Genomic DNA, 23,759 nt, shown 5'->3' on the forward strand with positions numbered 1-23,759 from the left:
TGCGGACACCGGCTATCCGGGCGCGCACGGATGCGTGCGGTCTCGCCCAGACCCGGATTCAACGGCCACTCGTTCAGCTTGAAGCCGGCACCAGGACCGTCGGTATCGCGGATGCGGCGAGCGAGGGATGGTCGCGACTGAAGTGAAGGCCGCGGCTCTCCTGGCGCGACTGCGCCGACTGCACGATCAGCGCCGCGACTTGCACGAGGTTGCGCAGTTCGAGCAGGTCCGGCGTGATGCGGAACTGTCCGTAGAACTCGTCGATCTCGCTGCGCAGCAGCGCGATGCGATGCGCCGCGCGCTCCAGGCGCTTGTCGGTACGCACGATGCCCACGTAGTCCCACATGAAGCGCCGCAACTCGTCCCAGTTGTGCGAGAGGACGACGATCTCGTCGGCGTCGGTGACGCGGCTGTGGTCCCACGGCGGCAGGTCGGCCAACCGGCGTGCCGGTGCGGCGCCGATGGCTTCTGCTGCGGCGCGTGCGAACACCATGCACTCGACCAGCGAGTTGCTTGCCAGGCGATTGGCGCCATGGAGACCGGTGCAGGCGGTCTCGCCGATGGCGTAGAGGCCTGCAATGTCGGTGCGGCCGCTCAGGTCGGTAACGACTCCGCCGCAGGTGTAGTGCGCGGCGGGCACCACCGGTATGGGTCCGCGCGTGATGTCGATGCCGAGTTCGGCGCAGCGCGCCAGGATGTTCGGAAAGTGCTCCTGGAGAAACGCAGGAGGCTGGTGCGAGATGTCGAGGTACACGCAGTCCAGCCCATGCTTCTTCATCTCGAAATCGATGGCGCGCGCCACCACGTCGCGTGGCGCCAGCTCGGCACGCTCGTCGTGGCCGGGCATGAAGCGGGTGCCGCCCGCCGATGCGGGCAGCTTGAGCAGACCCCCCTCTCCGCGCACGGCTTCGCTGATCAGGAAGGACTTGGCGAAGGGGTGATAGAGGCAGGTCGGGTGGAACTGGATGAACTCCATGTTCGAGACGCGGCAGCCTGCGCGCCATGCCGCCGCGATGCCATCGCCCGTGGCCGTGTCGGGGTTGGTCGTGTAGAGGTAGACCTTGCCCGCGCCGCCGGTCGCCAGGATGGTGTGGGGAGCTCGGAAGGCCACCACCTGGTCGGTCGCGATGTCCAACGCATGCAGGCCCTGGCATCCGTTGTCGGGCAAGCCCAGCTTCGAGCCGGTGATCAGGTCGACCAGCGCATGGCCTTCGAACAGCGTGATGTTCGGCGTGCGCCGCACCGCATCGATGAGACACCGCTGCACGGCCGCCCCGGTCGCATCGGTCACGTGCGCCACGCGACGCTGGCTGTGTCCGCCTTCGCGCGTCAGGTGCAGGGAGCCGTCCTCTTCCGAGAACGGTACGCCGAGCGCGCGCAACCAGGCGATGGCCTCCGGCGCACGCTCCACCACGAAGCGCGTGGCCGCCAGATCGCAGAGGCCGGCGCCGGCGACCAGCGTGTCGTCGACATGCGCCTGGATGGAGTCGCCTTCACTCAGCACTGCGGCGATGCCGCCCTGCGCCCATTGGCTCGCGCCATCGCTCAGCGCTCGCTTGGTGAGGACGGCAACGCGGTGTGTGCCGGCCAGATGCAATGCGGCGCTGAGACCGGCCAGGCCGCTGCCGACGATGAGAACATCGAAATCGTAGGAAGTCATTGGAGAAGGGAGAGCGATGGTCAGCGAAAGCGGTTTCAGCCTCGGTCTCCGTGCCAACGAATTCGAGGAACTCGAACCCCGCGTTGGAGCGTGTGGAGACAGCCATCATGGAAGGAGCGGCGGACTGTAGCATCGTGCAAACGAACGACGCCGTTTTCACGAACACGCGCGAAATTGCCACTGAGGAGCCAATCAGATGACGCTGATCCCATCCGGAGCCGGGCTGTGGAGGTGCATGACCCTCGCGGCCCTCGTGTCGTTGGGGCCGATCACTGCGCTTGCCCAATGGCGAACGTCCACGACGCAGGAGCAAGCGCTGGATGCGGCGGCCTTTCAGGAAATCGAACAGGCCATTGGAGAGAGTTTTCCGGACGTGCAGAGCGTCTTCGTCGCCTTGCGCGGCCGCGTGGCCTTCCAGTACTACCGCGACGGCGCGCCCGATGCCTTGCGGGATGTCCAGTCTGTCGCCAAGAGCGCCGCGTCGGCATTGGTCGGGGTTGCGTTGCAACAGGGACGCATCTCGAGCCTGGATCAGCCGGTGGTGGAGTTAGTGCCTGAACTGGCGCCGTTGAACGCCGATCCGCGGTCGCGGAACATCACGTTGCGTCACCTGCTGACGATGACCGCGGGCTTCCGGGTCGACGACCCATCCGGAACGGCTGCCGCCGGCAGAGCCAGAGACGGCTGGGCGCGGCCCATGACGAGCGCTCCCGGACAGACATTCGCGTACGACAACGCAGCCGTGGTCATCCTGGTGGAAGTCCTCCGGAAGGTGACCGGAATGCCGCTGGCCGACTTCGCGCGGGAGCAACTGGTCGCGCCCCTCGGAATGACCGAGCCGTCGTACCAGCGTGGCTTGAGCATGCGCACCGAAGACATGGCGAAGCTCGGACAGTTGTTCCTCCAGAACGGACTCTGGGGCGGCAGCCAAGTGCTTGCGCCCTCCTTCGTCGCCGAAGCGACCACCGCCCGGAATGCCGGCGGTCCGCCGGGGTCGCTGCCCTACGGCTTCATGTGGTGGGTCGTGCCGTCCAAGGCGCAACGACAAACATTCATGGCCAGCGGATTCGCCGGCCAGTATGTCTGGGTCTACCCGGGCCTCGACATGGTGGTTGCAACCAACTCCACTGTTTCCGCGGAGGCGCACCGCCGAGGTCAGGCCCTGCAACTGATTCGAACCAGGCTCTTCGCAGCTGCGCTGAAACGCTCCTCCGCGAGCGACCGTTGACGCTTAAGCATCGCCTAAGTTTCGCGGCAGACACTGCTTCTGGCAGCCCGCTCTTCTCCTCCTCCACCCTCCCTTGGGCTGCTATTGACCCGCTTCGGCGGGTCTTTTTCATTGCACTCGGCACCGGCCCTCAGAGGTCGGGATCTTGCGTATGCTCGACCGCTTTCAGCTGCCTATGAACATGGCTTCCTATTCGATCATTCCGCCAGGGGCGGGCGGCGTGCGGGACTACGCATCGATTCTCAGGGCCCGCTCCATGCACCGCTGATCGAGTTGGGGGAGGCTACGGAAACCTCGGGCCTGAGTGGCGACCTGCTGTTGGTGCACTTCAGTGGCTACGGGTTCCAGGCCCGAGGCGTTCCGGTCTGGCTGGTTCGTAGGCTTCGGCAGCTGCGGCCGCGCTTCAACCAAGTCGGCGTGGTTTTTCATGAACTCTTCGCGTCTGGTCCGCCGTGGAGTTCTGCGTTCTGGCTCTCGGGCGCGCAGAAGCGCATCGCACGCGAACTCATGGCGCTGGCCGACTTCTGGGTGACCAACCGCGAGGAGTCCGCGCACTGGCTGTCCAGGATGCCGGTCCGGTGCCGCACAAAGTGCTGCCGGTGTTCTCGAATGTCGGAGAACTCGACACAGTCGACGGGCGACGCCAGGACACTCTCGTCGTGTTTGGCAGCACCGAGGTACGCAGCAAGGTGTACGCGTGGGCCAACGGTCAGGTCTTTGATTATGCGAAGCGCAGCCAGCTGCAGATCCATGACATCGGGCCAACCATCGGGGATGTTTCACTGCAAGCGCGGCTCAGCGAAGAGGGGGTGGCCGTGCGAGGAAAGCTCTCCGCAGACGAGGTGAGCGCGGCGGCCGCAAGGCTCGGTGCAGTGGCTTACCCCGTCGAATTCGTGGCCGAGAGCGGTGTGTTCGCCGCCTACTGTGCCCATGGTATTTGCCCGATCCTCCTTTCGTCGAGCTACGCCACCCATGACGGACTGGTGGCGAACAAACACTTCCTTGCCGGATTCAATGCGCTCGCGGGCGACAGTCGTGCCAGGGTCGTCGGAAGCAACGCTCGCGCCTGCAATTTTCGCGATTGGCATGGGTATTTTTTTGTTGCGGCAATCGGCCGCGCTGGCGAGGCCGAGGGGAACAGAGAACCAGTGTCCAAGTCTCTTTTCCAAGACCCGCTCGCGCGCACCTCCGAACGCGCCGGCGCCGCTCAGCCTGACGTTCACCGCCGGCCGAACGGCCTGGGGCGCAGGCGCCGCCCTTCACGCGTCCGCCGCGGCCTCGAAAATGTCCCGCAGCCACTGCGTGAAGACGCGCACGCGCGATGACAACTGCCGGTTCTGCGAGTACAGCACCGACACCGGCATCGGCGGTGGCGCGAACGCCGGCAGCAGCACCTTCAGACGGCCGTCCGCCAACTCGCTCGCCACGCGGTAGCGCGGCACCTGCACCAGCCCGAGCCCTGCGACGGCCGCGCCCGTGTACAGGTCGGCGCCCGTCACCGAGACGATGCCCCCGAGCTGCACGGTCGCGATGTGCCCGTCGACCGTGAACTCGAGCCGCACCGGTTTGCCCGTGGCGCTGGAGATGTAGTTGATGGCCCGGTGCGCACCGAGCGCGTCCACGCTCTCGGGCTCGCCGCGCTGCGCCAGGTAGGCCGGGCTCGCGACCGTGACCTGGGGCAGCAGCGCCACGCGCCGGCCAACCATCGAGGAATCGTGCAGCGTGCCCGCGCGCAGCACGCAATCGACGCCCTCGCGCACGAGGTCGACCAGGCGGTCGTCTTCGCCAATATGCAACGCCAGCTCCGGGTAGCGTGCGAGAAATCCGGGCAGCGCCGGCACCACGAAGTGCCGGGCCAGCGTCCCTTGCAGGTTCACGCGCAGCTGGCCCTTGGGCGCCGCGTTCCTGAACGAGGCTTCGGCCTCCTCCACGTCCGCCAGCAGCCGCACGCAGCGGCGGTAGTGGGCCTCGCCGTCCTGCGTGAGGCGCACGGTGCGGGTAGTCCGCTCCAGCAGTCGTGTGCCGATGCGCTCTTCCATGCGCTGGATGAGCGTGGTGATGGTGGCGCGCGGAATCTGCAGGTCTTCCGCGGCCTGGGTGAAGCTCTGGCGCTCGGCGATACGCACGAAGGCCTGCATTTCCTGGAAGCGGTCCATGGTGCGACGGCCGATCTATTGTTTAAGTAAATGGAATGGTCTTGCCCATTGTCTGCTGATTATCTTTCGATGTGAATGGTCGACCATTCGATCCACCCATCCACCACACGCAGGAATCGCACCATGAACAGCTCTCAACACAACCAGGTCGCCATCGTCACCGGCGCGTCGCGCGGCATCGGCGCCGCCGTCGCCCAGCGGCTTGCCAGGGACGGCTTTGCCGTCGCCATCAACTACGCCTCGGGCTCCACGCAGGCCGACGCGCTGGTCGCGGAACTCACGGCCGCCGGCGCCAGGGCCATCGCAGTGCAGGCCGACGTCGCGAAGGCCGAGGAGGTGCACCGCATGTTCGACGCCGTCGAGAAGCAACTCGGCCCGGTCGACGTGCTGGTCAACAACGCCGGCGTGCTGAAGACCGTGCCGCTGGCCGAGCACACCGACGCGCTCTACGACCACAGCTTCGACATCAACGTGCGCGGCACCTTCAACACGCTGCGCGAAGCCGCCACCCGGCTCAACGAAGGCGGGCGCATCGTCAACTTCTCGAGCACCACGCTCGCGCTGAACATGCCCGGCTACGCGATCTACAACGCGACCAAGGCGGCGGTCGAGGCCTTCACGCACGTGTTCGCCAAGGAGCTGCGCGGCCGCAACATCACGGTCAACGCCGTAGCACCGGGCCCGATCGCGACCTCGCTTTTCCTCGACGGCAAGACCGACGAACAGATCCAGACCTTCGCGAAGATGCCGCCGCTGCAGCGGCTCGGCCAGCCCGAGGACATCGCCTCCGTCGTGTCCTTCCTCGCCGGCCCGGATGCGGGCTGGGTCAACGGCCAGATCCTGCGCGCCAACGGCGGTGTCGCCTGAGTTCCCCCCTCGCATTCATCCAAGGAGTTCCATCATGCAATCCGTCATCCTCGTCACCGGCGCTGGTACCGGCATCGGCAAGCTCACTGCCCAGTCCCTCGCCGAAGCGGGCCACATCGTCTATGCATCCATGCGCGACATCGCCGGGCGCAACAACGGCCGCGCCGCCGAGTTGCGCGCACTGGCCTCGGCCAAGGGGCTTCAGCTGCATCCGCTCGAACTCGATGTGCTCTCGCAGACGTCAGCCGATGCGGCTGCGGCAACCATCGTTCGCGAGCAGGGCCATCTCGACGTGGTGATGCAGAACGCGGGCCACCTCGTGGTCGGGCCGACCGAGGCGTTCACCCCCGAGGAGATCACAAAGGTCTTCGACACCAATGTGCTCGGCGCTCAGCGCGTGAACCGCGCAGTGCTGCCGTACCTCCGCAAGCAGGAGTCGGGGCTGATGCTGTGGATCAGCAGCACGACCACCAAGGGCGGCTTTCCGCCGTTCATGGGCCCTTACGGCGCGGCCAAGGCGGCGATGGATTCGCTGGCCGTGACACTCGCCTATGAAATCGCGCGCTTCGGCATCGAGACTTCGATCGTCGTACCGGGTGCGTTCACCCGCGGCACCGACCACTTCCCGAGCGCGGGCAAGCCGGCCGATGTGGCCACCGCCGTTGCCTACAGCCGCTACGACGGCGTGATGGACCAGATCGGCGAACGCCTCTCGGCGCTCACGCCCGACAACGCCGACCCCCAGGCCGTGGCTGACGAGATCGTCCGCATCGTGGGCCTGCCGGCCGGCACGCGGCCGATGCGCTCGCTGGTCGACTTCGTGGGCGACGGCGCGACCGAGGTGTTCGAGGTGTCGGAGCGCGTGCGTATCGAATTCGCGAAGCGCATCGGCATGGGGGATCTGCTCGAAGCCAGGGTCCGGCGCTGAAGCCGGGCGCGGTCAGTCCAGGAAGCGGACCCGGCCCGACTCGAGGTCGTAGACCGCCCCGATCAGCTTCATTTTTCCTTCTTCGAGACGCGCCTGGGCCTCCGGCGTGTCGAGGAGCGTCTGCACCGTATGGCGCACGTTGGCCTCGACCGCCGCGTGCAGCAACGCCTCGTGCGGCTGTGAAGCATCGAGATCGTCGAGAGCCGGCACGATGTTCTCGAGCAGGGTCTCGATCCGGCTGCGTTGCGCAACGCCATGAAACTTCGAGGCGATCGCGGCATCCACCGCCCCGCATCCCTCATGGCCCATGACGACGAAAAGCGGCGTGTGCAGGTGCAGGCCCGCGTACTGCAGCGTGCCGAGGATCGTGGGCCCGAGCACGTTGCCCGCCACGCGGATGACGAAGAGTTCCCCGAAGGACGCGTCGAACACGAGTTCGGGCGGCACGCGGCTGTCGCTGCAGCCCAGGATGGTGGTGTGGGGCTGCTGCCCCTTCGCGAGTTCCGCGAGGACTTCCTTCTGCACGGTCGGGAAACGCGCGAGGCCATTGACGAAACGCTCGTTGCCCTCTTTGAGGCGCTGGAGCGACTGCTCCGCGGTGAAAGGGTGTGGATGACCGGCTGCCACGATGCGAGTCTCCCGTAGTTGCTCCGGGATGCTACGCAATGACGCAGCCGGGGCCAAGAACAATCCGCGACTTCTGGAACCGCCGGGCTTCGTCAATCAGCCTGCGGTATCGACAACGGCGTGACTTCGACCTGCGCAAGGCCGTCTTCTCGCGAGATGCCGATCTCGCGTGCCGTGGCGGGCGAGAGGTCGACGATGCGGCCCTTCACGTACGGCCCACGATCCTGAATGGTGACCACCGCACTGCGCCCCGTCTCCAGGTTGGTCACCCTGGCAGTAGTCCCGAGGGGCAGCGTCTTGCTGGCAGCGTTGTCGTCCCGAGGATCCATGCGGGTGCCGTCTGCCATCTTTCGGCCCGTGAATTCGGCAGCATAGAACGACGCCTTTCCGACCTGCTTCTTGCCGCTGCGGTCGAGCACGGGCTTCGCTGCCGAAGAGGGTCTAGGAGTCGGAGTCGTCACGGTCGATTGCGGCGCGTCGGAGCCTTGTGAAGGCAGATCCCGCGGCGAAGGGGCGACGGCACACCCGGAGAGCACGCATGCGATGGCCGTGAGCGCCGCGAGGCATCGGGAAGACGATAGGGGCGACATGGCAGCGAGCCTCGCGGCGATCAGCCATGCCGCTTGAAGTACTGCACCTCGCGCTCGTGGTGCTCGGCCTGCGCGCGGCTGTCGAAGGTGCCAAGGTTGCCCCGTCGACCGGTCTTGGGATCGACCTTGCACGAATACAGGCGGTAATGGCCCGATGCCAGCTTTCGGATCATGGCAGCTTCCCTTTGCGAACGACGATGTGCTGAAGGGAGCTTGTCCTTTCGCGCGCGCGTCACGTGTCGGACGCCTCCGATTTGCGTGGCGGAACGGCCTGACTTTCGACGCTTGGCGTGCTGCCGGTGTTTAGCTGATGAGCCGGTCGGCACGCACCAGCAGCGACTGCGGCAGCTTGAGCCCGATCGCGTTGGCGGTCTTCAGGTTCAGCACCAGCTCGAAGGTGGTGGGCCGCTCGATCGGCAGGTCCGCTGGCTTGGCGCCCTTGGCGATGCGGTCCACATACGGCGAGCCGCGCATACGAATCCACGAGGCGCGGCCCGTAGGTGCCGAGCGCGCCGCTGTCCGCGAAGATCGACCAGCCCGACATGACCGGCATCTTGCGTGCGATGGCGAAATCGAGGATCTGCCGCCGGTTGGCCACTGCGAAGCTGTCGCTGAAGATCGACAAAGCGCGCGCCGGCGAAGCGGACATGGCCTCAAGGGAGGACGCCAGTTCGTCGCGCGTTCGCGCGGGAAAGTATTGCGTGCGCAGGCCCAACTGCCTGGCCGCGCCGTCGGTGTACTCGCGCTCGATGTGCGAGCCGCGGTGTTCGGGGTTCGCCACGATGGCCACGTCGCGCACCGACGGATCCATCTCGCGCAAGATCTCCAGCAACTTGCCGTTCATCTCGGCGGCCAGCAGCGTCAGGCCGGTGATGTTCGAGTCGGGGCGCGCGAGACCCTTGGCGAAGCCGGCCGAGACAGGGTCGCCGCTGAAGACGTAGGCCACCGGCACGGCCACCGGAAGGCCATCCGAGCCGCAGCACCTTGTCGGCCGCGTAGATCCGCGAACTGTTCTTCTGCATCAACGCCAGGGCGCACGCAGTGCCCAGTACCGTGCGTCGTTTCATGGCGGGGAGCGTGCGCCTTTGGCGATGGCCGCGCAAGGTGCGGCACATCCGGAACCGTGAGCCGACCCGTGCTCGAAGATCAGGTGGCGCATTTGCGCTGCGATGAATGCGCCGAGCGCCTGCGCCCCGTCCGGTCCTGCGTTCGGCGATTTGCCGAATGTGACCCTGGCGACCAGATCGCGGTAGCGTGGTAGCGCCACCTGCAACGCTGCAGCGAGCTTCTCCTTGTTGCGCGCCGTGCGGCGCAACAGCGTGAGCGGATGCCTCTGTGCCTCCGGCGAAATGACATGGCTCACCAGCGCGGGCACGAACTGCGTTCGGGGAGCCAGCCGGGCGAACAAGGTATAGCTGCTGGACCAGTTCTGCAGTGAGGCCGCCGCCCGCTGCGGACCAAAGGTGGCGGGGTCGGGCTCGATCTCCCCCGCCGGGAAGGTCAGCAGGGCGCCGCCTTCGTGCAAATGCCTCACGGCATTTCGTATGACGGCCATGCGCCCGCCTTCTTCATCAGGCAGAAAGATCAGTTGCCGCGCGACGCTGGGCAAGGCGCGAAGGAACGGGCGATCCGAGGCGAGCACCCGAAGGTCGGGACGGGACGCGAGACTGGTGAAGAGTGCGACCGTGTCAGTCATTCCGGGATGGTTTGCCAGAATGATCACGGGGCCTTGAGGCGGAACGTATTCCAGGCCCGAGGTGACGATGCCAGCGGTCATCCGGCCCATGAGCCACGCGCTGCCTTCCGCAAGGCCATGCTCGCCGACGCGGGCGTCGAACTCGTGCGCAGTCCGGGCGAAGCGGCGGGCTGCGGGCCGGAACAAGTGGCGCAAAGGCGTGCCATGGAGGCGCAGCAGGCCCATCGAATCCAGCAGGTCGACGATGTTGAGCTCGGTGAGTGTCTCTACCAATGGTGACGCGGTGGCGGTCATTTGCCGGCTGGGAGTTGGATCTGCACTGGCTGGGCAGGCATCCATTCTTTCAGATTGGTGCGCTGGAGCCGATCCTTTTCCTGCCGCGTCGAGCGCTCTGGGCACACTTTTTTATGACACCTTGCCTTCAGCTTATGTGGCAACCGCCGATACACGTTGGCATGGACAAGCCACATTCAAGCCCGTCGCCAGGCGTGCTGACGCAGATCCCCCGAGAAAGCGTCCTCCAGGACGATGGAGAGCACATGCTCGTGTCCACCAGAAGCGTGGAAGGATCGAAGAGAGATGGCCTCCTGCTGCGCCGATGTGCCTTCTCGCTTGCCGCGCCACTGGGCTGCGAGTTCCTGGGCCAGTATAGGCAGCTTTCGGATGGCCTCTGGCATGCGACCATGCGCAGCATGGCCCGCAGCGACGGCTCTTTCGGCCCTCCCCATGTAGGCATTTATGCGACGGAACTCGACGCGCTGGTCAACCTCTGGACGAACCGTCGACGCTTCGACCTGGGCATTCGGGTCTGAGGTCTGTGGGACTTCGCTAGGGCACGTTGGCCGTGCTGATCGCAAAGGGTCGGCCCGGCATCGCCATGCTGCCGCCAAACTCGAAAGGTGCATCGCCCGCGGCTCCCATGCCACAACCACGCGGCGGCTGGCAGGCCCAGGCGGGGCCCCGGTCGGCGAACACCACCTTGCCGTAGCGATAGTTCAAGACCGCCTTCGCCCCGTAGTCCGCGATGCTCAGCACATGGCCCGCGGTCGCGAAGTTGTCGGCATCCTCGACGGCGATCGGGTCCGTGAAGCGCGAATTCTGGAGCGTGCGAACGACACGGCCGCTGTTTCCATCGGCCGCGAAGCGCACCCACTGGATCTTGCGCTCGCCGCGCGATGCCACCAGCACGTGGCGATTGAGCGGGTCGACGCTGTCGTCGTCGGGCGCGCTCTTCGAGGTCGCGAGCGAGGTCGGATTGCGGCCGATGGCCACCGTGCCGAGTTGCACGATGCCGTTCGGCGACGCCGCCACGGCGCTTTCGGGTGCACCCGCATACCCGCCGAGCCCGAAGATTCGCAACGTTCCGTCTTCGGTAGCGATCCAGGCGCGCTGCACCTCTCCGAACAGCGTGGTGCGCACGGCGGTCGGCCGTGCGCCGAGCGAGACGGTCTTCACGAGATCGGGCGCGTGGTGCGGCCAGTAGGCGAAGGCATAGGGCCACTGGTCGTCACGCATGCCGAAGCGGCCCACCGTCGAATCGAACTCGCCCTGCGTCCCCTCGAAGTAAGTGCGGCGCATCGATGCGAACAGAGGCCGCAGATCGATGAAGGCCGCCTTGCGCTCCGACTTGGAGACGACGACCGCGATGCCGCCCTTTGCGACCCTTCCGTCGTTGTCGCCACGGCCACGAAAGCTCGCGCGGTTGAACGGGTCCGCCAGCGGCGTCTCGAGCCCCATGAAGTTGCCGTTGCCGAGCATGGTGCGAAACGGGTCGAGGCCGGTCGTCACCGCAATGTCGGTCGGCGCTGCCAAACCTGGCAGATCGACGTAGCCGAGCACCTTCATGAAGGCGATGTTGCCCATGTTGGGCAGGCCCGGGTACACGCCCATCCACTCATGCCACCAGTCGTACCAGGCGTGAGGCTTCTGGCGGTCGTTGGGGTTGCAGCCGTCGCACAGGCCGGCCAGCGCGATGACGGCCACCTGGCCCCGATGCGTCTTCGTATCCCACACCGTGACGAAGGCGAACTCGCTGTGCCGCTCATCGCAAGCGCGGTCGGCACCTTGTTCGCGCCGAGCTTCACGGTGGCACGGTTCGTTGCCGTGTTGGTCCCCGCAGTGGCAATCAACCCGTTCTGAAAGGCGACGAGGCTGCTGGCGCAGAAGCCCGCGCGCCCGCCGCAGCGCCCGATCGCCACGGGCCCGCCGGCAATCAATCCCTGCGCCTTGTAGTCGATCGCGTTGACGGAGTCGACGCCCCCGCCGGGCACGCCAGTGCGCGTCCAGCTCAGTTGCGGCCGCTGGGCGAAGGTGTTGTATTCGTAGCCCGAGATCTGGATGTCGGCCACTCCGATGCGCGCAGCGGAATCGTCCGGCACGAACAGCACATTGGCCTGGTTGGTCGAGTAGCTGCCGGCCGCCGCCTGGTCGTTGGTCTGGTCCCCTGGATTGCGCGGCCCGCCGACCTGCCAGCGCGAATCGCCGCCACGCGCGACCACGTCGGGCCGGTGGTACCAGGTCGGCTCGCCCCTGGCGGCTGTGCCGGCGGGTGGGCCGAAGCGGTAGGCGATGCCGGCCTCGCGGCCCATCTGGCCCGCGACCGCGACCTAGGCTGCAGGCACGATGGCGCCGGAGGCGTCGACGATGTCACCCGGCAGCGCGGGCCCGACCGCCAGAGCAGACAGCGGAGACAGGACCAGGGCCGCCGCGGCGAGGATGGCGGGAGGGTTGGGCATTCGAAGCTAGGCATCCAGCGGCACGCCGCCCCCGAAATGGGCGACCCATTGGTCCCACAGCTCCTGATGAACCGCGGCGAACGGGTGCTGCCAGGCGCCCAGCATCTGGAACTGGAGGCTCTGCGCCTGCAGCAGGCCCTCGACCCATGCGGCCTGCCAATCCAGCAGCGGCTGAAGGCCTCCAAAGGCGGTGGGAAACGGACTTGCAATGCTCATGTCTTTCCTTATGCGGATGTGGGAACCAAGCCTAGCGGACGCCCGCAGGTGTTTCAAGCCGGACCACGACCCGCTGCACCTTGCCGCTGCGGCCGCAACGCCCCGTCTCGCCGCTGAGGCAGCGGATGTGGATGCCGTCCGCGCCCTGCCTCACGAGAAATGCCGAGAGCACCGTCCGCGCCCTCTGGAGGCTCGAGTCGGCCGCCTTGCCCTGCAACCCTGTGCGCAGCAGCAGATTGCAAGGGCCTTGCTGCTCGAGCTGGAAATCAAACAGACCGGCATCGTCTTCGAGCACCGTGCTTACTGCGAGCGGCGGGATTCGAACCACCCGCGCATCCGATCGACCCAGCGCGAGCATGTCGTCATCGCGGCCCTGAACGTCAATCACCGGGTGATGGGAGCCGCACGCGCAAGGTGCAGCGCGCCGCGTGACGCGGTCGCCGAGGTCGTAGCGGATCAGCGGCTGCACATGGTTGGCGAGATTGGTCAACAAGGTGGTCGCACCGGCCTCGCCGGCCGGCACTTCGCGACCCCGATCGTCGACCGATTCGAGGATCGCCCAGTCGCTGTTCAAGTGCAGGCTGCCGAAACGGCATTCGCCGGCGAGCGCGAGGAATTCCGAGGCACCGTAGCTGTTGGTCACGCGGCAGTGCAAAGCTTGCTGCAGATGTTCGCGCGTCGCCGCCGTGAGGTTTTCACCGCCAGTCCACACCTCTCGCGGCAAGGTCTTGAGCCGTCCGGCCAGCCGCTCCTGCGCCAGCAGCACAGCCACGCTGGGATAGGTCGCCACGATGGTCGGCGCCAGCGCGTCGAGCTCTGCCACCCAGTCGCAGGCGGGCTGCAGGAACGAAATGCTGCACAGGCCGCCCGTCAGCGCGGGATTCAGGCGCCGCAGCCGCTCGATCGACACCATGCTGGCAAAGTGGCCGCCGGTCGCGCCGACGAAGGCGACGCGCTCGCCGAGGGACCACGGATTGGCCATGCGCTGAAGCGTGGGCCCACGCCAGAACTCGAGCGCGTCATACACCGCCATCGCCCTGCCATCCTGCACGAACAATCCAGGCTCACCGCCGCTGCCCGAACTCTCCCACACCACGTAGCGGCCCAGGAAAGGGTCGGCGATGCAAGAAGGGTCGGATGCAAAGCGGCGCAGTGCATCGAGCCAAAGCGCAGGGTCGGTGACCCAGTCCTCGAACTGGCACATCAAGTCGGCCTTGTGGGCGATCGGCAGCTCTTCCAGGCGAAGACACGCGGGATCGCGGCCTGCCAACAGCTTGCGATAGAGCGTCGATCCGCGAACTGCCGAGTTCAGCAGGCTGGCCAGGCGTTGCGACCGACGGCCGGCAAGCGCTTCTTCGCGCGCATGAGAGGCCACAGCCACGTCGGCGGAGACGAGGCTCGTGAGCCAGGGATCGAAGGGGGGCAGCATGGGGCGACGGCGAGACCGGCCGCCATGGTGGACGCACTCGCCGGCAACGCCAAGATGATTCGCGCACGACGTGAGGACGGTAGGGACTTGGCACGCGAGTCACCCTGCCCGCTTGTATTGAATTGTTCCCGGGTAAAATGAAGACCGTTATGGCCGACACTCAACTCACTCAGGATGGTCTGCGCTACGTCAAGAAGGCGTCAGGCTCCATCATCACCACGCCGCGCGCCGAATCCATGATGTCATGCTTCAAGTGCGGGAAGTTCGTACTTCGCACGAACATGACCTCGAAGCGCTTCCTCGGCAAGAACCACCTTGTCTGCGCACCCAAGTGTGGATAGGCGCGGCTCCCGTGCGAGCGGGACTTCATCCGGCATGAGCTCGGCTCCGGTCCTGGACGCCTTCTCGCGGATCCTCGAGACGCGGGGTCTTGCGGAGGGACTTGCGTTCCTGAATGACCGCGTGCCCCACCGCTACACCGCGGTCTACCGGTACGCCGGTCTCATCCTGAAGAACGTGTGTCTCCACGACGCTCTGGGAAAGAGGCTGCCGCCCTTCCTGTCAGCGCTGCCGCTGAACAAGAGCCTCGCGCAATTTGTCCGGCCCGGGTCGCCTTTCCGTACGGACGACTCTACCCGCGACCCGCGACTGGCGGGACACGCTTACGACGGGATTCTGTTTTCGTACCACGGCACCGCGCTCGTGGCGCCAGGCGGTCATTCGTGGGGCGTCCTGTGCCACTTCGACTTCACGCCGGTTCCGCTGTCGGATCCCGATTTCGAGTTCCTCGAGGCGGTGGCGCCGATGGTTGCCGACTTTGCCGTAGACCCCCATCGGTAATCGCTCAGGGGAGCGGGACTTCGCAGGCGCTAACTGCAGTCGCGAGGGCCGATCAGCTCGTTGGGTACCTGCTTGTACAGCTGAACGACGCCGGAGTCGAAAGCGTCGACCCAGCTTGTCTGGTAGTCGTTGGAAACCGAAACTTCCTCCCAATCGCCGGCAGAGGAGCGTTCGATCAATACCCAGTAGTACGAGACCGGACCATGTTCCCGGACTGTCACGGCCAGTTCGCGAAGGGGTTGGAGAGACATGGGCGTCACTCGAAAGTGACGGTCGCTGCCATCAACACACCGTTGACGACCTGCGTGCCGTGGATGTTCACGCGCACGCCGTTGCCCAGGTTCGCCGCCGTGCCGTTGGCGAATACGACGCCGCGCCCACCAGCGTTCACCGGTTGCCCCTTCACGCGGAAGTCCGAAGGCGATGTGAATGCGCCGACATTGCCGATCAGGTCGAACGAAGCGGCTCCACCGGTCCCCGGCACATGACGGATCTTGAGCTTGCTGGCCCGGAGCACGCCGCCGGACACGACACCCCCCACCTCGACCTTCACGCCATTGCCGATCGCGCTCGTCGGACCGCCAGTGATCTGCGCGGCGCTCGCATCGACCGGGTAGCCGAGCACGCGCAGCGAGCCCAGTCCCGCGAAGCCCGTGACGATGCCCGCGAACTGGGCTGTCGTGGCATCGGCGGTGGGCAACGGATACCACCACTGCACGAGCGTCGCGACGAGACCGCCAGGTGAGGCGGCGTCCGCGCGAACGCGCACGATGGTTCCGTTTGCAAGCGGTCGGCCGTCGAGGCTCCCGCTCGGAACCGCGCGGGCGTAGTCGACCACGAGGCCGCCGAGCGTGAAGGTGCGTTGCACCGCGTCCAGGTTCTGCACCGTGCCGGTGAGAATCGGTGCCGACGGGTTTCGTTGCTCAACGCGTGTTGCGCGCAGGACCCCGGGCGCGGCCGGCAGGCCCCAGACCTGCAAGGTGTGTCCCGCCGGAATCGCGGCGAGGCCCGCCGCGTCCGCCCAGACGGTGGCTTCGTCGGTCGTCACCGTCGTCCCAAGGATGACGAAGTTGCCTTGCGCCAGATCCACCGATGTCAGCGGGCCGCGAATGTCGGCAGCGGATTCGACCCGGCGTGCGATGCCCTGGGTGAAGTCCGCGTTGATCGGGCCGACGACCTTCACGCTCATGCCCAACTGGAGCCCCGTGGGAGCGTCCTCGACATTTCCGACGGCGGTCTTCGTGTCGTAGCGCAGGCCGTTGACGATGATGCTGCCCGCGCCATCGACCGAGCCGACGCCGCTGGCATCGGCCGTGCTCACGCCGGTGCCGCCGGACCCCACGCCGGAGCCGTCATCGCCGCTCGATGCGGTGGTGGAGCTTCCGTCGTCCGATGCAATTCCGCCAATGCCGTTGCCGGCCCCGCTCGGGCTCGTGTCACCGCCCGGGGCGACATCACCCGCAAAGCCAAGAGCCGGTCCGCCAGCCCCCAGCGCCGATGCGCCCACGAACGCCGCGCCGCCACCACCCCCTCCGCCGCCTCCGCACGACAGCAGGAGGGCCACCATCAGCGACAGGAAGCCATTGCGCAGCAGGATGTTCGTCATTTTTTACTCTCCGAGGAATTTCGAGTGACGGGCTGCGCGGCGTTCACCTCGGCCTTGGCATCTTCGTAGTACGTGTAGATGCCGACCCGGATGCGCCCCGAATCCCCCTTGTCCGCCGCCTCGTAGGCGCGCCTCATTTCGCGTGTCATTTCATGGTGGAGCTCACCCCAACGTTCGCGTGCGAGCCGGTGAATGCGCTCGCACTCCTCGAGCGAGATGCCGGCCGCGAACACCGACCGCTCGAGCAGCGGCGGCTTGGCCCCGACGGTGTTCGAGACGCCCGCCAGCAGATGATCCCGCGCGTTGTCACCCAGGAACGAGAGCATTCCCTTCAGATCGCTCGCCGGCACGAAGCCCGCCACGGCCAGTTCCGTCATGCCATCGCGTTCGATCGCCATGTTCAGGCGCACCAGCTCATCCAGAATGGCGCGGTGGTGCACGTTGCCCCGGCTCGCACGCCGCGCGACAGCCTCGAAGGAAGGCGTCGACTCTTCATCGGACACGATCGGCAGCGAGCGGTGGGCCGGGTTGTCGGCAAACATCTGCAGCCACAACGTCAGGGTTCTCGCCTCGGCCGACATCTCGGTTTGCGGCAACGAAACCGTTTGTTCGCGGACCCTGCTGGTCACGGCCTTGCGGTTCAATCCGGTCGTCACCGACAACTGGCTGATGTTGGGCTCGGTACCTTGCTCGAGCCATGCGCGGCGGGCCTCATCGAGCAGGACGTCGCGGAGCACTTCTTCCAGTTGCGCGTGCTTGATGCCAAAAGCCAGTGCGAGTCTCACCAGCGGCCGCAGCACCCGCTCGCAAGCGCCGAGCACCCACGCGAGCTGGCCTTCCCTCGCCTGAGCGATTGGCAGCCGCGGCACGCGCGGTTCCCGACCATGCCTGGCGCTTTTCGAACCCGTGTGTTTGGTGGCCATGGAATTGATTGCCCTTGGTCGATAGCGACACGACATTACGGCCGGTTACCAACTGGACAAAGACAAGCGCTCCTGTCTTACAAATCGCTGGCGGTCACTATAAGACAAGAGCACTATGGATGTGAATTTTTCACATACAGATTTCACATGCACCTAACTGTCTCGGGAGAGCGCGATGCCACGACCTTTCATTCGCAACAGAGATCCGTCGCGCCGGGGAACGAGACAGCCGGTTCTCGATTTGCGATACCGCTTTGGGACGCCGCGAGAGTCATTGGCTCCCCACGCGATGAGCGCGCGCAAGGCATGGGTTGCTGCAGCGAATGCGAGAGAGGCCGTCCAGGCACGCATCGTTTGCGCGTTCCGGCGTGACGTCGAAGGCAGCGGTCCGGGCCCGTCGGAATTCGACCTTCAGCTCTTTGCAAGACTCGCAGTGACCGAACGGCGATTGAAGCGCTGCTTCGGCCGAGCCAAGGTGCAACCGCCTTGCCGGGGCGTGTCGCCTTCAACGGATCGCACAGCAGACCCACGTCAAGGAGAGTCATCATGAGCACTGCCGCCATTTCCCTTTCCGAAACCGCGCGCACGCCGACACCCGTTGCGTTTGGCAGTCTGGTCGACTTGGCAAGGATGCAAATGGGGAGTCCTTCGGTCGAGATCTGCGATGCATGCAACACCATCAACATGGGCTCTGCGCATCACTGCAAGTGTTGCTCGCACAAGCTGCCGGCGCACTATGCGGCCAAGGAAGGCACGAGCACTCTGCGGCAGAAGGTGTTTCCGTGGCATGCCCTCGGGATGCCGGAGCGGGCGTCGGTCATGGACTTCGCGGCCTTCTCGGTGGTGATCAACGTGCTGGTGGTCATCACCGCATCCATACCGATTCCGTGACTTGCGGCCTGGCCGACATCGCCATGACGAAGTTCTGCGAGTCCTGCCACACGGCAAACAGAGACCGCGCGAGGTACTGCCGGGGATGCGCGGGCAAGTTCTCCGGAATTCGTACGGCAGCGAATGTCTCCGCGGGGTCCTTGCCTGAGGGACGGCCGACAAGAGTCGCGAGGGTTCCCAGGCTTGCGCAGCCTGTGTCGATATCGATACCCATATCGATGCCGATGCCCGCACCCGCACGGTTGCCGGCGGCGGCGACGAGCGATCTCTTCGTCGTACCGCGCACCACCGAAAAGCGCCAGCTCGCCAGGCAGTTGGTTCTGCCCGGCGGCCTCGACGTCCCGGTCGTGCTGTTGCTGATGGTCGTTGTCCTGTCGATCGCTTCGTTCGTCTTCTGGTACTGGAACCGTACCGTCGAGCGCAGCCTGGCGCCATCCACCGGCGCGGCGCAGATCCATTGGCAACAGTCCGAGTCGCCGGCTGTGTCGCTTCCGGAGCCGGCGATGGATTCGGGTCCGGCGGCCGAGCCGGTTGCGTCGGTTGCGGTCGCTCCGATGGCCCAACCGCACGCCGAATCCGCACCCTCGCAGCAGGAGGCTCCGCCGGAAACGCAGGCCGTCGCGACAGCGCCCGCGCAGGCGCCGGTCGCGGCGTCAGGAGAACAAGCCTCCGAAGCACGACAGCCTGCCGATGCATTGCAAGCTGCGGAGCCACGAAGCTCGGACGCCCAGGATTCTCAGGTTCCGACAAGGCAAGTGCGGCAGGCACCACAGCCGGCTCGCGCCGGCGCGCTGCAGCGCGAAAGGAGCGTGGCGAGGACCACTACCGCGCTGCGCACGGTCACAGGAGGCCGCCAAATTGCAGCCGAGCCCGTCGTCGCTGCTATCGAGCGCCCGGTCCGAATCGAACAGCCTCGCATCGACAGCCCCTCATCGGCGAAGCCTCTGATTTCACCGATTCAAAACCGCACGGCTCGAACGGCTCGAACGGCAGGTGGCACGACACCTTGCGATCGGTACAACCCCTTTGGCGAAGCCATCTGTGTGAGCGTCCCCGTGCTGGGGGCTCAAGCGGCGAATTCTTCTGCCGCAGCGGTCTCTAGCGCATCGTCGAGTCAAGCGACGAACGTGACATCGGCATCCAAAGGTACGGGGCCGATTGGCAATTTCGCCAGCGCCATCGGCGCGGATCCAGGCGGCAGCGGCCCCGGCGCTGGCGCGGGCAATGGATCCGGCGGTGGGGCCGCGGGCAGTAGCGGCGCCGGAGCCGCCGGTGGCGCAGGTGGTGGCGCAGGTGGTGGCGCAGGTGGCGGTGCAGGTGGCGGCGCAGGTGGCGGTGCAGGTGGCGGCGCAGGTGGCGGTGCAGGCGGTGGCGCAGGTGGCGGTGCAGGCGGTGGCGCAGGTGGTGGTGCAGGCGGCGGCGCAGGTGCAGGTGGCGGCGCAGGTGGCGGTGCAGGCGGTGGCGCAGGTGGCGGCGCAGGTGGCGGTGCCGGCGGTGGCGCAGGTGGCGGCGCAGGCGGCGGTGCAGGCGGTGGTGCAGGCGGTGGTGCAGGCGGTGGTGCAGGCGGTGGCGGTGGTGGTCCCGGTGGCGGTGGTGGTCCCGGTGGCGGTGGTGGCCCCGGTGGCGGTGGTGGCCCCGGTGGCGGTGGTGGCCCCGGTGGCGGTGGTGGTCCCGGTGGCGGCGGTGGTCCCGGTGGCGGCGGTGGCCCCGGTGGCGGCGGTGGCCCCGGTGGCGGCGGTGGCCCCGGTGGCGGCGGTGGCCCCGGTGGCGGCGGTGGCCCCGGTGGCGGCGGTGGTCCCGGTGGTGGTGGTCCCGGTGGTGGTGGTCCCGGTGGCGGCGGTGGCCCCGGCCGTTGATGAGCGCGAGCACCATGTTTGAACTATTCGGGAAGAAGAGAAAGGCGAACTTCCCTTTGCCAGGAATCGACCATCCGGCAATGGGTCACCTCAGTGGCGCTTCCGGAGTTCTACAGGGAAGAATCGAATCCGAGCACGGTGTCATCGTCGTATCGATCAACCCGGACGGCCAGCCCATCGAGGCGTCGCTCTCCCTCGCCGAAAAAGTCATGAAAAACATATCGGCTCTGAACGACAGGGGGCGAGGCCTTGTCGCAGCAGACGCGCTGGATGCCTACAACTCCGACTGGCGCTTCGGCGAGCGCATCAACGACGGCGGCATCATGGAAATGTTCGAGAAGCCCCCGAGATCGAAAGCCGAGTTCTGCGCTTCACTCATGCTGTCCATGGTGCAGGTCACCGGCAGCGAACGTGTCACCTTGAGCTTCGCATGTGAAGAGATGTCCTGGAAGCACAACTTCAGCGTCACGTCATTGGACGGAGTCGACTTCAACAATGTTCGGATCGACCTGCACGTGTGATGCAACCGGAAACGCCCCCGCAACCGTACTGCCTCACAGGCTGTCAGAGAGCGATCAAACGCTCGGTTGACATTGTGGGAGCGTTGGCCTTCTTCGTTTTCCTCGGACCGCTTTACCTGATTGTTGCCACGGCCGTGCTCGTCGGAACGGGTGGTCCGGTCCACTACGGGCAGACGCGCCTGGGTCACGGCGGCCGCACCTTTCGCTGCTACAAGTTCCGTTCGATGATGAAGGGGGCGGACGAAGTCCTCGAGCGCCATTTGAAGCACGACCCGGCCGCTCGAACCCGATGGGAACAGTTCCAGAAGCTGGAGAACGATCCCCGCATCACGCGCGTCGGGAGGGTGATCAGAAGGCTCAGCCTCGACGAACTGCCACAGTTCTACAATGTGTTGAAGGGCGACATGAGCCTGGTCGGTCCTCGTCCTTGCATGGTTCGCCAGCGCAGTCTGTACGGTCGCAGATGGACCCACTACTGCCACATGCGACCCGGCATCACCGGCCTGTGGCAGGTGAGCGGCCGCAATCGCCTCCCCTACGCTGCGCGCGTCGCCCTTGACGCCCGATATGCGACGGAGTGGTCCCTGCGACTTGACGCAAGGATTCTCGCGCGCACCTTCTGGGTCGTTCTGAGCGGCGATGGGTCTTCCTGATCGACTCATCCAGCACGGCGGTCGATAGCGTCTCTCACTGCATCCTGGCCAAACATTCTTCTCAGGCAGCAGGTGGACGAATAGGGAGGCATCATCAGGACGGTCCTCTCTATCGGCCCAACCAGCTAGACGGCTAGGCCCGGGCGGCCTGCGGCAGGCTGGGCATCGGGCCCACATAGCGCCCGCGTGGGCGGATCACTTGCGTCACGCCCAGTTGCTCCAGGCTGTGGGCCAGGAGCCCGACGCTGCGCGCCGTGGCGAACAGGCCAAAGGCCGCATCGGCGGGAAGTCGATGGTGCGCAACCAGCGCGGCCAGGGCCACGTCGATGTTGGGCTGCAAGCCGGTCAGCGTCGTCACCTTCTGGATGAAGCGCGCGATCACCTCCGGGGGTTCGAAGAGTTCCAGCAACGCGGCCGCGCGCGGATCGCCATCTGGATAGAGGTGGTGCCCGAACCCTGCCAAGGGCAGCCCCGTCGACAGGTAGTGGGCCACCACCGCGTCCTCGCCCAGTCGCTCCACTTCGCTGAACAGCGCCTGGACGCGGCCTGAAGCATCGCCGTGCAAGGGGCCCGAGAGCGTGGTCAAGCCAGCCAGAAGGGATGCCGGCAACGAGGCACCGGTCGAGGCCGCGATGCGTGCGACGAAGGCTGAACTCGTCAGTTCGTGGTCGACCAGCAGCACCATGGCCGTTCGCAGCAGATCAGCCACGCGGGGCGATTGTTTCCACCCTTTCGCAAAGCGCAGATGCAGCGGCTCGTGCCCCGGTCGAGCGCCGAATGCATTGCCGAGTTCTCCCACCAGACCCTGGCTCTCGTTGTGCAGCACCCGGGTCAGGCGCCCACGGGTGGAAAGGCCGGCGGCCGCCAGCCCGGCCAAGGCCGTGAAAGCAGCGTCTCGCCCCGGCTTGCCCGAACGCATCGGCGTGGAGCACGAAAAGTCGACGGATTGCTCGGCGCCCCACAGCAGTCGGGCCACATCCTCCACTGCGGCCGATCGAGCCAGAGTGACGGCGTCCTGCCCCCGGTAATACGGGCGCCCCCGAAAGAACGCACAGAGCGCCGTCGGGATGCTGGGCTCCGAGCCGAACAGCGTGTTGGCGGCCAGGGTCTCGTGCTTGCGGCCGGCCTGCTTGCGTTTGGCCAGGCCGGCAACGTCCTCGGCACGGTACAGGCTGCGTCGCGCATGGGCCGAATCGGGCATGACTTCGAGCTTGCCGCGGCTCACGTAGGCGTAAATCGTCTGGGGCTGCACCCCGAGGAGGCGGCACGCCTCTTCCATCGATATCCAGGAAGCCATGGTCTGACGCAGGAAGTTTGTTTATATTGATTTTAAGCGTCAATCTTGCTTTGTATGTCAATCATTTACTACCATGCGTCGCATGAAGCCAAATGTCCTGCAACTCAATCCCATCCTGATCCCGGCGATTAACGACAAGCTCGCATCGCTCTACACGGTCCACAAGCACTTCGAGGTCACCGACCCGGAGGCCTGGCTGCGTGAACATGGCGAATCCATCGACGCCGTGATCACCGGCGGGCACACCGGCATTTCGCGGGCGATGCTGGAGCAGTTGCCCGGCCTCAAGGTCGTGGCCGTCAACGGCGTTGGCACCGACGCGGTGGATCTGGCCTACTGTCGCGACCGCGGCCTGCCCGTCACCGCGACCCTGGGCGCGCTGACCGAAGACGTGGCCGACCTGGCCATCGGATTGCTGATCGCCGCTTGCCGGAACCTCTGTGCCGGCGACCGTTTCGTGCGAGACGGCCAGTGGGAACTCCGCCCCCAGCCCGGCGCCATTCCGCTCGCCCGCCGGTTCAGCGGCATGCGCGTCGGCATCGTCGGAATGGGGCGGGTGGGTCGCGCCGTCGCGGTGCGGGCGGCGGCCTTTGGCTGCCCGATCAGCTACACCGATCTGCGCCCCATGGACGACATTGCGCACCGGTTCGTGCCAGACCTGGTGGACCTCGCGCGGGACTCTGACGCGCTCGTGCTGTGCGCGGCGGCGGACAAGGCCGAAGGCATCGTCAACGCGGCGGTGCTCGACGCGCTCGGCCCGCGCGGCTTCCTGGTCAACGTCGCTCGTGGTCGTCTGGTCAATGAGCCTGACCTGACGGACGCGCTCGCTGGCGGCCGCATTGCCGGTGCGGGCCTGGACGTGTTCGTCGACGAACCCCGCGTTCCCCCGATGCTGCGCCAGTCCGACAGCGTGACCCTCCAGGCCCACCGCGCCAGCGCCACATGGGAGACCCGCACCGCCATGGCCGAGATGGTGCTCGACAGCGTCGCCCAAGCTCTGGCAGGCGAACGCCCGGCGATGAGCCTGACCACTTGAGGCG

General features: G+C 66.4%; 28 protein-coding genes and 1 pseudogene. 12 read left to right on the forward strand and 17 right to left on the reverse strand.

Going from position 1 to position 23,759, the window contains the following annotated elements; translation table 11 throughout:
• Positions 1-73 precede the first annotated feature (73 nt).
• Positions 74-1,660, reverse strand: coding sequence for an L-aspartate oxidase (gene nadB, locus QTI04_RS26410; RefSeq protein ID WP_286618120.1), 1,587 nt, complete (start codon positions 1,658-1,660; stop codon positions 74-76).
• A gap of 235 nt (positions 1,661-1,895) precedes the next feature.
• Here nadB and QTI04_RS26415 point away from each other — a divergent pair, with 235 nt between their 5' ends.
• The gene (locus tag QTI04_RS26415) at positions 1,896-2,888 is read left to right on the forward strand and encodes a serine hydrolase (RefSeq protein ID WP_286618122.1); all 993 of its coding nucleotides are present in this window, start codon (positions 1,896-1,898) and stop codon (positions 2,886-2,888) included.
• 578 nt (positions 2,889-3,466) lie between these two features.
• On the forward strand, positions 3,467-4,213 hold the full coding sequence (locus QTI04_RS26420) for a hypothetical protein (protein ID WP_286618124.1): 747 nt from the start codon (positions 3,467-3,469) through the stop codon (positions 4,211-4,213).
• Here the strand turns inward: QTI04_RS26420 and QTI04_RS26425 are convergent.
• Positions 4,148-5,044: a LysR family transcriptional regulator gene (locus QTI04_RS26425; RefSeq protein WP_286618125.1), complete on the reverse strand. Its 897-nt coding sequence runs from the start codon at positions 5,042-5,044 to the stop codon at positions 4,148-4,150. The two genes, QTI04_RS26420 and QTI04_RS26425, sit on opposite strands and share 66 nt — an antisense overlap.
• A 123-nt stretch (positions 5,045-5,167) precedes the next feature.
• Between QTI04_RS26425 and QTI04_RS26430 the strand changes: the two genes are divergently transcribed.
• Together QTI04_RS26430 and QTI04_RS26435 are read left to right on the forward strand one after the other, a co-directional pair.
• Positions 5,168-5,911 carry an SDR family oxidoreductase gene (locus QTI04_RS26430; protein WP_286618126.1) on the forward strand — a complete coding sequence of 248 codons (744 nt, stop codon included), beginning with the start codon at positions 5,168-5,170 and terminating at the stop codon, positions 5,909-5,911.
• A 34-nt stretch (positions 5,912-5,945) separates the two neighbouring features.
• Positions 5,946-6,839, forward strand: coding sequence for an SDR family oxidoreductase (locus tag QTI04_RS26435; RefSeq protein WP_286618128.1), 894 nt, complete (start codon positions 5,946-5,948; stop codon positions 6,837-6,839).
• A 12-nt stretch (positions 6,840-6,851) separates the two neighbouring features.
• Here QTI04_RS26435 and QTI04_RS26440 read toward each other — a convergent pair whose 3' ends face one another.
• The 6 genes and pseudogenes from QTI04_RS26440 to QTI04_RS26460 all read right to left on the reverse strand — a co-directional run bounded on the left by QTI04_RS26440 (position 6,852) and on the right by QTI04_RS26460 (position 10,046).
• Entirely contained in the window at positions 6,852-7,466 is a 615-nt protein-coding gene (locus QTI04_RS26440; protein ID WP_286618129.1) for a carbonic anhydrase, read from the reverse strand.
• Between the two features lie 92 nt (positions 7,467-7,558).
• Positions 7,559-7,927 (reverse strand): septal ring lytic transglycosylase RlpA family protein, encoded by a 369-nt coding sequence (locus QTI04_RS26445; protein ID WP_286618131.1) that lies wholly within the window; start codon positions 7,925-7,927, stop codon positions 7,559-7,561.
• 149 nt (positions 7,928-8,076) lie between these two features.
• Positions 8,077-8,229 carry a hypothetical protein gene (locus tag QTI04_RS26450; RefSeq protein ID WP_286618132.1) on the reverse strand — a complete coding sequence of 51 codons (153 nt, stop codon included), beginning with the start codon at positions 8,227-8,229 and terminating at the stop codon, positions 8,077-8,079.
• A 130-nt stretch (positions 8,230-8,359) separates the two neighbouring features.
• Positions 8,360-8,530, reverse strand: coding sequence for an ABC transporter substrate binding protein (locus tag QTI04_RS34345; protein WP_369292804.1), 171 nt, complete (start codon positions 8,528-8,530; stop codon positions 8,360-8,362).
• A gap of 31 nt (positions 8,531-8,561) precedes the next feature.
• A pseudogene (locus tag QTI04_RS34350) lies at positions 8,562-9,014 on the reverse strand (ABC transporter substrate binding protein); the annotation flags it as partial.
• Positions 9,015-9,119: 105 nt separating this feature from the next.
• Positions 9,120-10,046: a 1-acyl-sn-glycerol-3-phosphate acyltransferase gene (locus tag QTI04_RS26460; protein ID WP_286618134.1), complete on the reverse strand. Its 927-nt coding sequence runs from the start codon at positions 10,044-10,046 to the stop codon at positions 9,120-9,122.
• A gap of 245 nt (positions 10,047-10,291) precedes the next feature.
• Between QTI04_RS26460 and QTI04_RS26465 the strand changes: the two genes are divergently transcribed.
• A complete protein-coding gene (locus tag QTI04_RS26465; RefSeq protein ID WP_286618136.1) occupies positions 10,292-10,564 on the forward strand; it encodes a hypothetical protein in 273 nt (90 codons plus the stop codon).
• 16 nt (positions 10,565-10,580) lie between these two features.
• Here the strand turns inward: QTI04_RS26465 and QTI04_RS26470 are convergent, their stop codons facing one another.
• From QTI04_RS26470 to QTI04_RS26485, 4 genes are all read right to left on the reverse strand, one after another.
• Positions 10,581-11,735, reverse strand: coding sequence for a hypothetical protein (locus QTI04_RS26470; protein ID WP_286618137.1), 1,155 nt, complete (start codon positions 11,733-11,735; stop codon positions 10,581-10,583).
• Between the two features lie 623 nt (positions 11,736-12,358).
• Positions 12,359-12,487 carry a hypothetical protein gene (locus tag QTI04_RS26475; protein WP_286618138.1) on the reverse strand — a complete coding sequence of 43 codons (129 nt, stop codon included), beginning with the start codon at positions 12,485-12,487 and terminating at the stop codon, positions 12,359-12,361.
• Between the two features lie 6 nt (positions 12,488-12,493).
• The gene (locus QTI04_RS26480; protein WP_286600607.1) at positions 12,494-12,703 is read right to left on the reverse strand and encodes a hypothetical protein; all 210 of its coding nucleotides are present in this window, start codon (positions 12,701-12,703) and stop codon (positions 12,494-12,496) included.
• A 31-nt stretch (positions 12,704-12,734) separates the two neighbouring features.
• On the reverse strand, positions 12,735-14,132 hold the full coding sequence (locus QTI04_RS26485; RefSeq protein WP_286618139.1) for an AMP-binding protein: 1,398 nt from the start codon (positions 14,130-14,132) through the stop codon (positions 12,735-12,737).
• Positions 14,133-14,281: 149 nt separating this feature from the next.
• Between QTI04_RS26485 and QTI04_RS26490 the strand changes: the two genes are divergently transcribed.
• On the forward strand, positions 14,282-14,473 hold the full coding sequence (locus tag QTI04_RS26490; RefSeq protein WP_286600604.1) for a hypothetical protein: 192 nt from the start codon (positions 14,282-14,284) through the stop codon (positions 14,471-14,473).
• Positions 14,474-14,507: 34 nt separating this feature from the next.
• Positions 14,508-14,972, forward strand: coding sequence for a GAF domain-containing protein (locus QTI04_RS26495; protein WP_286600603.1), 465 nt, complete (start codon positions 14,508-14,510; stop codon positions 14,970-14,972).
• 29 nt (positions 14,973-15,001) lie between these two features.
• Here QTI04_RS26495 and QTI04_RS26500 read toward each other — a convergent pair whose 3' ends face one another.
• The 3 genes from QTI04_RS26500 to QTI04_RS26510 are packed head-to-tail and all read right to left on the reverse strand — an operon-like array spanning position 15,002 to position 17,501.
• The gene (locus QTI04_RS26500; protein ID WP_286618141.1) at positions 15,002-15,223 is read right to left on the reverse strand and encodes a hypothetical protein; all 222 of its coding nucleotides are present in this window, start codon (positions 15,221-15,223) and stop codon (positions 15,002-15,004) included.
• Between the two features lie 5 nt (positions 15,224-15,228).
• Positions 15,229-16,578 (reverse strand): DUF5666 domain-containing protein, encoded by a 1,350-nt coding sequence (locus tag QTI04_RS26505; protein WP_286618142.1) that lies wholly within the window; start codon positions 16,576-16,578, stop codon positions 15,229-15,231.
• Complete coding sequence (locus QTI04_RS26510) at positions 16,575-17,501, reverse strand: DUF6502 family protein (protein ID WP_286618144.1); 927 nt, start codon at positions 17,499-17,501, stop codon at positions 16,575-16,577. The genes QTI04_RS26505 and QTI04_RS26510 overlap by 4 nt, the downstream gene beginning before the upstream one ends.
• A 546-nt stretch (positions 17,502-18,047) precedes the next feature.
• On the opposite strand from QTI04_RS26510, the gene QTI04_RS26515 reads away from it, so the two are divergent.
• On the forward strand, positions 18,048-18,392 hold the full coding sequence (locus tag QTI04_RS26515) for a hypothetical protein (RefSeq protein WP_286618146.1): 345 nt from the start codon (positions 18,048-18,050) through the stop codon (positions 18,390-18,392).
• Here the strand turns inward: QTI04_RS26515 and QTI04_RS26520 are convergent.
• The gene (locus QTI04_RS26520) at positions 18,367-18,831 is read right to left on the reverse strand and encodes a hypothetical protein (protein ID WP_286600597.1); all 465 of its coding nucleotides are present in this window, start codon (positions 18,829-18,831) and stop codon (positions 18,367-18,369) included. The genes QTI04_RS26515 and QTI04_RS26520 overlap by 26 nt on opposite strands.
• Positions 18,832-19,616: 785 nt before the next feature.
• Between QTI04_RS26520 and QTI04_RS26525 the strand changes: the two genes are divergently transcribed.
• From QTI04_RS26525 to QTI04_RS26535, 3 genes are read left to right on the forward strand one after another with little or no spacing between them, the layout of a single operon-like run.
• Positions 19,617-20,270 (forward strand): hypothetical protein, encoded by a 654-nt coding sequence (locus QTI04_RS26525; protein ID WP_286618147.1) that lies wholly within the window; start codon positions 19,617-19,619, stop codon positions 20,268-20,270.
• On the forward strand, positions 20,263-20,769 hold the full coding sequence (locus tag QTI04_RS26530) for a hypothetical protein (protein ID WP_286618148.1): 507 nt from the start codon (positions 20,263-20,265) through the stop codon (positions 20,767-20,769). Before QTI04_RS26525 ends, QTI04_RS26530 begins: the two co-directional genes overlap by 8 nt.
• Positions 20,769-21,422, forward strand: a complete 654-nt coding sequence (locus QTI04_RS26535) for a sugar transferase (protein WP_286600590.1) — start codon at positions 20,769-20,771, stop codon at positions 21,420-21,422. Before QTI04_RS26530 ends, QTI04_RS26535 begins: the two co-directional genes overlap by 1 nt.
• Positions 21,423-21,555: 133 nt before the next feature.
• On the opposite strand, the gene QTI04_RS26540 is transcribed toward QTI04_RS26535, so the two are convergent.
• Positions 21,556-22,719, reverse strand: coding sequence for a citrate synthase family protein (locus QTI04_RS26540; protein WP_286618149.1), 1,164 nt, complete (start codon positions 22,717-22,719; stop codon positions 21,556-21,558).
• 82 nt (positions 22,720-22,801) lie between these two features.
• Between QTI04_RS26540 and QTI04_RS26545 the strand changes: the two genes are divergently transcribed.
• The gene (locus tag QTI04_RS26545; protein ID WP_286618161.1) at positions 22,802-23,755 is read left to right on the forward strand and encodes a 2-hydroxyacid dehydrogenase; all 954 of its coding nucleotides are present in this window, start codon (positions 22,802-22,804) and stop codon (positions 23,753-23,755) included.
• The last annotated feature ends 4 nt before the right edge of the window (positions 23,756-23,759 follow it).

The organism is Variovorax sp. J22R115, assembly GCF_030317005.1.
Classification (GTDB): Bacteria; Pseudomonadota; Gammaproteobacteria; order Burkholderiales; family Burkholderiaceae_C; genus Variovorax.